The following is a 9,109-nucleotide window of genomic DNA, read 5'->3' on the forward strand; positions in this document are numbered from 1 at the left end:
CAAGCCAGAACGTCCAAGGAGCGATGGCAAGCGAGTTTCCGAGAAGAAGATGAACAGGCATTCTGGGCAGTTCATCCGGCCAGGGTTCACCCCGATGAGGCTCAATGGATAGCCCTATCATCCGCCGTTCGCTACGATGAGGAGAATAGCACTCTGCGGCGGGTTCATGGAGCGCGACGGGTCGTTTTTGACCGTCGTAATCATGTGATTGGTCAATTAGGACGAATGACGATTGTTCATCGAGATAATTCTGAGTTGAGGCGTTGTACGTTTGTCTCGACTCTGTTGGGAACGCTCCGACAAACGCGCAATGAATGGTGTGAACGATAAGTCAATGCGCTCCAATACATGATTATAGGCGGCAGAGCCGCCCGAGAGCGTGCCACGGCTTCAGCCATGGCACTATATGGGAGAGATGAGACCAGATCGCCCGCCGTAATTATCCGCAGTCGCTTATTGACAAACCTCTTGACCGGCTTCATCGACGATCGCAAACACATCGAATTCGCCGAATTCAAATTCTCCCGTCACCGTGAGGCGATCGTCCACACGAACGTGCTGACGGGTGGAATCCCCGCACACGGCCCAGGTATCGGTGGTGATGCTGCGATCGCCAACCCGTAAACGGAACCCATCTTCCCAAACTCGTTCAACCACTCCGGTCAAACTGTCATCGTTGGCCTGAGCCGCAGGAAGATTAACGAACGTCGCCAGCGAGAGTGTCGCGGTACTCAATAATCCGGTGGCGATCGTGACCATGGGGGACAAGGACAATTTCATCATAGTGTCAGCGGTGATTACCGAGGTCATGTTTACTTGACCCTTACTGTAGGCAATGATTATGTCCACAACATGACCGTTAACGAGTGACTCGATCGCGGGGGTTACCAATCTCGCACCACCGTCGATTCTGGGTCCGGGGCGAAGGCCAGCCAGAGCGGGAATTGCAACAGTCCCAGACTGAGCTGATTTTCCGACTCATCGACAATAATCAGGGGCATCAATCCCGCCTGCATAAACCGCTCAGCCCGTTGTGCTAGGGGTTCAGGGGCTTCAAACAGAGCCACACCGCGATCGGGGCCAAAATCAGCCCGAGAGATGCCTAGACAGTCCTGTAAGCCGCGCCGCCATTCCCCGAGACGTTCAGGGCTATTGGCCAGCACCAACACCCGTAAACGACGCTTGTACATCAGATACAACACCGAGGCGATCGCCGACGCAATCAAGATATTCTGAAGGCGGCTATTGGTGGACTTCATCGCCCCACGTCCGCCCTGGGTGAAAAACCAATTGGCCACTCGTTCAGCGTGGACCGGTTCAAAGGTGCGACGCAACTGCCAGGGGGGACCATAATAGTCAGGATTGTTGCGATATTGATCCAAAGCCCGACGAATCAAGCGTCGTTGTTCCCGGAATCCCTGTTCACTAAACTGAGGACTCGTGGCCGCCTCACCGCGACTCTCACCCCGTTCACCTCGGGAGCGGCGGGGAGCGCCCTCCACGGGAGTTGGAGCCGCAGATGGGGCTGGGGGTGGCTCAATTTGCAACTGTTCAGCCGCAACAGATAAGTCTTGTAAACTGCCCACAAGATAGTTCTTAAACCCCTGTACCCGCACGGCGATATCTTGGGAAACGCCAGCGAAGGAAGTTTGCATTTCCTTGCGGATGCGCTCTTGGCGGCGTTCTAAACGCTCGACATCCACGGTTAGGGCTTGTTTGCGTTTCTTGAGTTCGCTCACGCCTTCTTGCACTAAGCGCCCTAAATCTCGTTGCAACTCAGCTTGAGCCTGCTGCATTTGCTGTTTGGCGCTTTCGAGTTGAGCGATTTCCCCTCGTAAAGCCTCAGCCCGCTGTTCGAGAGCCTCAATCTCGGGTTGCACCATTGGGGAGGCTGTTGGCTCTGAGAGGGGTTGAGGAGGCTCTGGGGCGGTTTCGGGTTCGGGGGCGGTTTCGGCTTCCCCGATGTCGGATTCGCCCGAGTCTGCGGCCACTGGCTCAGGCTGGGGGCTGGGGGGAGACTCTTCATGATCCTGCCAATCGCTCTCCTGGACTGGCTCCTGGATTATCTCTCCTGGAGGGGGGTCATGGGGGATGCTGTCGTAGTCGGCGTAGGCGTCGGACTCGTCATCATCATGATCCTGCCAGTTGCTGTCCTCGTCATCCCAGTTACTGGTTTCGTCGTCATCATAGAAGCCAGCGTTGGAGTCTTCCGAGGCGCGACTGGGGGAGTTGGAGGAATCGAGAGAGGCTTGGAGGGGTTCAGCGAGGGGTGCGATCGCCCCTTCGGGTAGGCCGGAATCATCCCCTTGAGCCGCTCCAGGTTGCCCCATTCCCTGAGGTTGGGGGTCGGGGTCGGGGTCATCTTCCCAGGGAGAGGGTTCAACGGGGACCGACTCGGCATCGACATCCCAGTTCTCTGAGTTGAGGTCGGGTTTGGGGGTTCCGTAGGGGGTGTTTTCCTCTAAAGTCATCTCGATTCCTAAGGGTTGACAAACGAGCAGATGTATGGTAAAGCGACTCGGTGATTAGCGGGACGATTGGGGACAGCGTTGTTCGAGGCAGTTGCGTAGCATTTTGGCATTAAACAACACCGGCAGAAAGTGAATACTATTGACTTCCCGGAAATAGAACAAAATGGGAACCGGCTGCCAGAAAATCTGCCAATTGAGCCATTCAGAGTAGGGAAAGCGACGAATCAGAGAGTCAGAACGGTAAACATCGAGGTCCGTTTGGGTAAATTCGAGGCGAATGGTTGCCGCTTGCACCATTAAGAAGAGGCCAAACAGGGCGATCGCCGCCGCCAGCCAAACCTGCACCACCATCAGAGGAATCGCCAATACCACTAAAAATACGGGAATAACGTAACTCGGTTCGAGTTCAACAATCGGTTCGAGTTCAACGCGAGTTGAAGGTGAGGTAGAAGTCACAGGCAAATCCCCTAAAAACAACAAACATCGGCTGGGCGATCGCACGTCGCCCCGGTCGATGATCTCATTCTAACCAGTCTTGGACGACCGCTTCCAAAGCGAGAGGAGTCGCCCAGGTGAGGCAATCCCCCCTCCCCGCTGAGTTAATTGCGAAACTCGACCCAAACCCGGAAACCTTCGACTCGTAAGGATTTGCCACGGGTTCCACAATACTGGCCATCGCCCATGACTGGCGTATCGCCCATATTCTGAATATGCCCAGAATAGCGGACAGTGTACCGGCTAGCGGACTCGCCCGTTAAGCGAATGGCAAAGCCTTCGACTTGCCGGTTTTCCCCCCGACTGCCGAGATATTGCCCTTCCGTCAGCCAAGGGGTATCGCCAACACCCGAGATATGAGCCATATATTCGAGTTTGACCCCAGGAAAGGCATTAGCCAGACGGAGTTGGAACCCTTCGATACTGCGAGATTGCCCCCGCGTTCCGGCAAACTCTTTCGAGGCAAATTGGCGATCGCCCAATCCTTGAATATGCACCAACACCGTCAAAGGCATCGACCCAGTTTGCGTGCCTCCCGTGAGACTTTTGGCCCCAAACACAATCAAAGGTTCTTCCGATTGGCCCGACTGAGGGGCAGGCTGAGGGGCGGGCTGAGATGGGGCCGGTTTCGCCGTCGCCGTTTCCGTCGCATCTCCCCACATCAACAAATCCGCCCCACCACTAATTTGAGGGCGGACTTGTTCAGCTTTGGGCGTGGGAACCGTTTGCGAGGCTAAAGGCGTTGTGGCCGAGGGGCTAGGTGTCGCCGAGGGGCTAGGTGTCGCCGCCGGTTGAGAGGTCGGGGCGACTTGGCTAACATAGAGTTTGCCTCGGGACGCGGCAATGGCGATGGTTGGCCCGAAGATTTTTTCTAAGGTGGGTTGGAGAGTGGCCCATTGGGCATCGCTGAGGCGATCGCCCTCATCCACGGCTTTCAACAGTTGGGCCACAGGATGTTTCCCACTGAGTAAGTCGTTGACATCGGCCGGAAGTTGATTGGCCGGGGCATTACTGACCTGATTACGGAATAAGCGAACCTGCTGTTTAAATTGAATTAATGGTTGGAAACCCGGTTGTTCCCGGTGATCGAGGGCATCGAAGCGGTCTAAGATGGCGATCGCCTGGGCTTTCGCATCTCCACCCATAGCGGCAGGTTGGGATTGCAAGAGGCGTTTCACCTCCCCCCAACTCATGCCATCATGAATCGCCCCGAGTTGGGCAATTTGGGCTTCCAAACTGGTGAGTTGATTCAGTAAAACGGTTCGATCAGGTTTCATAATCTCAAACAAGCGTCAGATATAAACAAATCAGGTCTAAACAAACAGGTGGCGATCGCCGATGACCATCCCATCAGACGAACCAGCGGCACTCTCAGAAGTTCCCCGAAAGGCATTGTAGCCCGCCATCTCCCCGGTGCGATCGCCCAACCCCAGAAGTCAACCCCAGAAGTCCACAAGGGAACTAAAACTGCGGTACACCCGGATAAGCCTTCGCCTTCGGATGAACCGCCCCCTCGCCACAGGTGCGAGGCGTGGGAAAAATCTTACCGGGATTGGCTAACCCCTTAGGATTCCAGGCATCTCGTACCCATTTCATCGTATCGAGATCCGCATCCGTAAACATTTCCGGCATATAACAGCGTTTATCCGCCCCAATCCCATGTTCTCCAGAAATCGACCCTCCCGCCTTCACACAGAGTTTAAGAATCTCACCGCCGACTTCCTCAACCTCCTCCAACTGGCCCTCCACCCCATTGTCATAGAGAACCAAAGGATGCAAATTTCCATCCCCAGCGTGAAACACATTGGCGATGCGATAACCACTGCGTTGACTCAGGGCCTCAATTTCCCCTAACACCTCCGCCAAACGAGTGCGAGGAATCACCCCATCCTGAACATAATAATCAGGACTGAGATGGCCCGCCGCCGCAAACGCCGCCTTACGTCCCTTCCAGAGTTTAGCCCGCGTCTCGGCATCCTCCGCCACCGTCACCGTTCGCGCCCCCTTCTCCTGACAAATCTGGGTCACTCGCCGCGTCACCTCGGTCACTTCCGCATCCAAGCCATCGAGTTCCACCAAGAGAATCGCCTCCGCATCGCGGGGATAACAGCCCGTGGCCACCACATCCTCCACGGCGTTAATACTGAGATTATCCATCATCTCCATCCCCGCCGGGACAATCCCCGCCGAGGTAATCGCCCCCACCGCCGCCCCAGCCGCTTCAATACTGGTAAAGTCGGCCAAAACCACGGCGATGGATTCAGCCGTTTTGAGCAGTTTTAGGGTGATTTCCGTGGCGATTCCCAGGGTTCCTTCCGACCCCACAAATAGCCCCGTCAGGTCATATCCTGGCATTTCGGGAATCTCACCGCCGAGTTGCGTAATACTGCCATCAGGAAGCACAACCGTTAGCCCCAAAACGTGATTGGTCGTCACCCCATATTTAAGACAGTGAACCCCACCGGAATTTTCCGCCACATTACCACCAATAGAACAGATAATCTGGCTAGAGGGATCGGGGGCGTAGTAAAATCCTGCCCCACTAACGGCTTGCGTCACCCAGTTATTGATCACGCCCGGTTGCACAATCACGCGCTGATTGTCGTAGTCAATATCGAGGATTTTCCGCATTAGGGCCGTGACAATCAGGACGCTATCGGGTTCTGGGAGTGCGCCTCCCGAGAGTCCCGTTCCCGCCCCACGGGCGACCCAGGGCAGGTCGAGGCGATCGCACAGGGCCACGGCTTCTGCGACCTGTTCGGTGGTCTTGGGGAGGACGACAAGGGCGGGTTTTTGCCGATAACTGGCGAGTCCATCGCATTCATAAGTCAGCAGTTCTTCTTTGCGACGAATCACGCCGTTTTTGCCCAGGATGGCTTCAAAGTCTTTGGCGATGCGTTTCCAGTTGGGGGAGGTTTGCGTGGAGAACATAGGAGATAATTGTCGTTTTGCGGGTGAGGGGATAGATTGGAGTTCAGCTTTCCCATTTTACCGCGAGCCGTCTCCCCCTAGAGGTTACAGGTGTTTATTTTCTCAGATATCTTCTCAGATATCTTCTCAGATAGGTTGTCCTCCCCCTTGATGATCCGTCCCTTAAACCCATGACTCTAATCATGCTATATTAATGTTGTCAGCGGTTTACTTTTCAGTTTGTTGACCCCGAAAAATACCAAGTTATACCATCAGTTATGATAAACAAACTGTATATTCACAACATCTGCTGCTTTGAGAACTTTGAATTTAACGCCGCCGGCTAAAACTCGGTTCTCTTTGTCGGCAAAAATGGTTCTGGAAAATCAACCCTGCTTAAGGTGTTGCAGATATTCCAAAAAATTGGTCGTGGGACTCATCAATTGAGTGAGCTAGTAGCGTTAACTGATGTATCCTATCACCGATTCGATCTTCCCATTCGCCTAGAAATCGAAGTTGTTGTCGGTGCAAACCGCTACAGCTATAACCGAGCTATTGAAAAACCCGAATCTTGGACTGAGTATCGAGTATTAGAAGAGATTCTAAGTATTTCTGGAAAAGTCATATATGACCGAAAATTTGGAGAAGTAACGGGTCTTCTGGGTTTAGGGTGATAAGGAAAATTTATGGCAGATTATACCCGTTACTGTCGGGGCGAAAAATTTTTCGCCCCGACTACAATTTTGTATATTCTGTAACAAATCCCACCGTAGATCCAGAAGACCCGAAGTAACCTTAGTCGAGCAAGATGGTGAATTCTTAGTAGACTGGCATTTAGTTGCCTTGCCAATCATTCAATCTTCCTCGTTTTCAGATGCAGTTTAAACCTGGAAAGACTGGCTCTCCAATATGGTTTTATCGAAAATTTTGGGTCTAAAACCCCGTCCTTCTAGGACGGCTTTTGACAATCCTGCTTTTTTGTGCCAGGATTGTCCGCACAACCGATGCCAACGGTGCGATGCTTGTTCTTGAGTTCAAAATCAAAGGGAAACCCCAGCAATACGCGGCGATTGACGAAGCGATCCGAACCGCACAGTTCGTTCGTAACAAGGCACTGCCTGATCCGGGCCAACGCCAATCCGCAGGCTTACCCCTCCCCTCAGCTGCGCTGGGTATTTTCTGGGTATTTTAAGGAATTTTTCCCCGGCGATCGCCCTAAGATCCGCTACAATTGTTAAGAAATCTGTCAATTTTTTAACAGCGCACCGTCTGGACGCTTCTTTATGTCTCTCCCAATTCGCAACGTTGCAATTATCGCCCACGTTGACCACGGCAAAACGACCCTGGTTGACGCACTCCTCAAACAATCCGGCATCTTCCGCGAAGGAGAAGACGTTCCGGACTGTGTGATGGACTCCAACGACTTGGAACGGGAACGGGGAATCACCATCCTCTCCAAAAACACCGCCGTTCACTACCAAGACACCCTCATCAACATCGTTGACACCCCCGGACACGCCGACTTCGGCGGAGAAGTCGAACGAGTCCTGGGCATGGTAGACGGCTGTATCCTGATTGTGGATGCTAACGAAGGCCCCATGCCTCAAACCCGCTTCGTCCTCAAAAAAGCCCTCGAAAAAGGCCTCCGTCCCATCGTCGTCGTCAACAAAATCGATCGCGGCCAAGCGGACCCCCATATCGCCGTCGACAAAGTTCTCGACCTCTTTATCGACCTCGGGGCCGACGACGACCAATGTGATTTTCCCTATCTCTTCGCCTCAGGCCTCGGTGGCTTCGCCAAAGAAGACCTCAACGACGAAGACAAAGACATGCAGCCTCTGTTTGAGGCCATCCTCGGTCACGTTCCCCCGCCCATCGGTGACCCCGAGAAACCCTTGCAACTGCAAGTCACCACCCTCGACTACTCCGACTACCTCGGTCGGATTGTCATCGGTCGTATTCACAACGGAACCATCAAAGCCGGACAACAAGCCATCCTCATCCAAGATGGTGACCAAATCGTCAAAGGCAAAATCACCAAACTGATGGGCTTTGAAGGCTTGGCCCGCGTTGAACTCGAAGAAGCCACCGCCGGCATGATTGTCGCCGTCTCGGGCTTTGCTGACGCCAACATCGGCGAGACCATCGCCTGTCCCGACGAACCCCAGGCCCTTCCTCTGATTAAGGTGGACGAACCCACCCTCCAGATGACCTTTTTGGTTAACGATTCTCCCTTCGCCGGTCAAGAGGGGCAATTTGTCACCTCTCGCCAATTGCGCGATCGCCTGATGCGAGAATTAGAAACCAACGTGGCCCTGCGCGTCGAACCCACCGACTCCCCCGACAAATTCGCCGTCTCCGGACGGGGTGAATTACACCTAGGGATTCTCATCGAAACCATGCGTCGCGAAGGCTATGAGTTCCAAGTCTCCCAACCCCAGGTCATTTATCGGGAAGTCAACGGACAACCCTACGAACCCTTTGAACTCCTGGTTCTCGACGTTCCCGAAGAAGCCGTCGGCGGCTGCATGGAACGCATCGGCGAACGGAAAGGGGAAATGCAAGATATGCGTATGACCGCCGGCCGGTCACAGTTAGAGTTTGTGATTCCCGCCCGAGGCTTAATTGGCTTCCGGGGCGATTTCGTCCGCATCACTCGCGGCGACGGCATCATGAACCATAGTTTCCTGGAATATCGCCGTCTCTCGGGCGACGTGGAAACCCGCCGTAATGGTGTCCTAATTTCCTTTGAGGAAGGAGTCGCCACCTTCTACGCCCTGAAAAACGCCGAAGACCGGGGTGTCTTCTTTATTGAACCCGGAACCAAGGTCTATAAAGGCATGATTATCGGCGAAAACAACCGTCCCCAAGACTTAGAGTTGAACGTCTGCAAAACCAAGCAGTTGACCAACCACCGCGCCGCCAGTGGCGATGAGTTAGTTCAGCTTCAATCTCCCGTCGATATGAGTCTCGAACGGGCCTTGGAATACATCGGCGCCGATGAACTCGTCGAGGTCACTCCCGAGTCAATTCGTCTGCGCAAGATGTCGGCCAAGAAGTTAGCCCGCCGCTAATTCGGACACTTAATAAAGGACAGCAGATAACCTAAAAAGCCTGTGTTGGCAATAGATTCAAGTTATCTGTTGTCTTGTTTAAAGTGACCAAAATACTAAACTCCACAGGTGCATTGATGAAAGTTCCATCGATGCACCTTTCCGATTGCCCTCTCCCCC

6 protein-coding genes and 3 pseudogenes are annotated in these 9,109 nt (G+C 53.8%); 4 read left to right on the plus strand and 5 right to left on the minus strand.

Annotated elements, in window-relative coordinates:
• A pseudogene (locus R6U67_RS13830) lies at positions 1 to 330 on the plus strand (hypothetical protein); the annotation flags it as partial.
• A gap of 123 nt (positions 331 to 453) precedes the next feature.
• On the opposite strand, the gene R6U67_RS13835 reads toward R6U67_RS13830, so the two are convergent.
• From R6U67_RS13835 to glcD, 5 genes are all read right to left on the minus strand, one after another.
• Positions 454 to 783 carry a hypothetical protein gene (locus R6U67_RS13835; RefSeq protein WP_410253086.1) on the minus strand — a complete coding sequence of 110 codons (330 nt, stop codon included), beginning with the start codon at positions 781 to 783 and terminating at the stop codon, positions 454 to 456.
• 101 nt (positions 784 to 884) lie between these two features.
• Complete coding sequence (locus tag R6U67_RS13840) at positions 885 to 2,471, minus strand: DUF3086 domain-containing protein (RefSeq protein WP_410253087.1); 1,587 nt, start codon at positions 2,469 to 2,471, stop codon at positions 885 to 887.
• A gap of 54 nt (positions 2,472 to 2,525) precedes the next feature.
• Complete coding sequence (locus R6U67_RS13845) at positions 2,526 to 2,927, minus strand: DUF3119 family protein (RefSeq protein ID WP_170190512.1); 402 nt, start codon at positions 2,925 to 2,927, stop codon at positions 2,526 to 2,528.
• 143 nt (positions 2,928 to 3,070) lie between these two features.
• Positions 3,071 to 4,243, minus strand: coding sequence for a hypothetical protein (locus tag R6U67_RS13850; protein WP_410253088.1), 1,173 nt, complete (start codon positions 4,241 to 4,243; stop codon positions 3,071 to 3,073).
• A 184-nt stretch (positions 4,244 to 4,427) separates the two neighbouring features.
• The gene (gene glcD, locus R6U67_RS13855) at positions 4,428 to 5,897 is read right to left on the minus strand and encodes a glycolate oxidase subunit GlcD (protein WP_410253089.1); all 1,470 of its coding nucleotides are present in this window, start codon (positions 5,895 to 5,897) and stop codon (positions 4,428 to 4,430) included.
• A gap of 350 nt (positions 5,898 to 6,247) precedes the next feature.
• Here glcD and R6U67_RS13860 point away from each other — a divergent pair.
• The 3 genes and pseudogenes from R6U67_RS13860 to typA all read left to right on the plus strand — a co-directional run.
• Positions 6,248 to 6,550: pseudogene (locus tag R6U67_RS13860) on the plus strand (ATP-binding protein); the annotation flags it as partial.
• A 344-nt stretch (positions 6,551 to 6,894) separates the two neighbouring features.
• Positions 6,895 to 6,993, plus strand: a pseudogene (locus tag R6U67_RS13865) (transposase); the annotation flags it as partial.
• Between the two features lie 166 nt (positions 6,994 to 7,159).
• Positions 7,160 to 8,950: a translational GTPase TypA gene (typA, locus tag R6U67_RS13870; protein ID WP_410253090.1), complete on the plus strand. Its 1,791-nt coding sequence runs from the start codon at positions 7,160 to 7,162 to the stop codon at positions 8,948 to 8,950.
• The last annotated feature ends 159 nt before the right edge of the window (positions 8,951 to 9,109 follow it).

This window comes from Sodalinema sp. (assembly GCF_046483825.1).
In the GTDB taxonomy this organism is placed as follows: Bacteria; Cyanobacteriota; Cyanobacteriia; order Cyanobacteriales; family Geitlerinemataceae; genus Sodalinema.

Bases quoted from the DNA above. Each gene is read 5' to 3' on its own strand.
- R6U67_RS13840 (WP_410253087.1), bottom strand. From the start codon at position 2,471: ATGACTTTAGAGGAAAACACCCCCTACGGAACCCCCAAACCCGACCTC.
- R6U67_RS13835 (WP_410253086.1), bottom strand. From the start codon at position 783: ATGATGAAATTGTCCTTGTCCCCCATGGTCACGATCGCCACCGGATTA.
- glcD (WP_410253089.1), bottom strand. From the start codon at position 5,897: ATGTTCTCCACGCAAACCTCCCCCAACTGGAAACGCATCGCCAAAGAC.
- typA (WP_410253090.1), top strand. From the start codon at position 7,160: ATGTCTCTCCCAATTCGCAACGTTGCAATTATCGCCCACGTTGACCAC.
- R6U67_RS13850 (WP_410253088.1), bottom strand. From the start codon at position 4,243: ATGAAACCTGATCGAACCGTTTTACTGAATCAACTCACCAGTTTGGAA.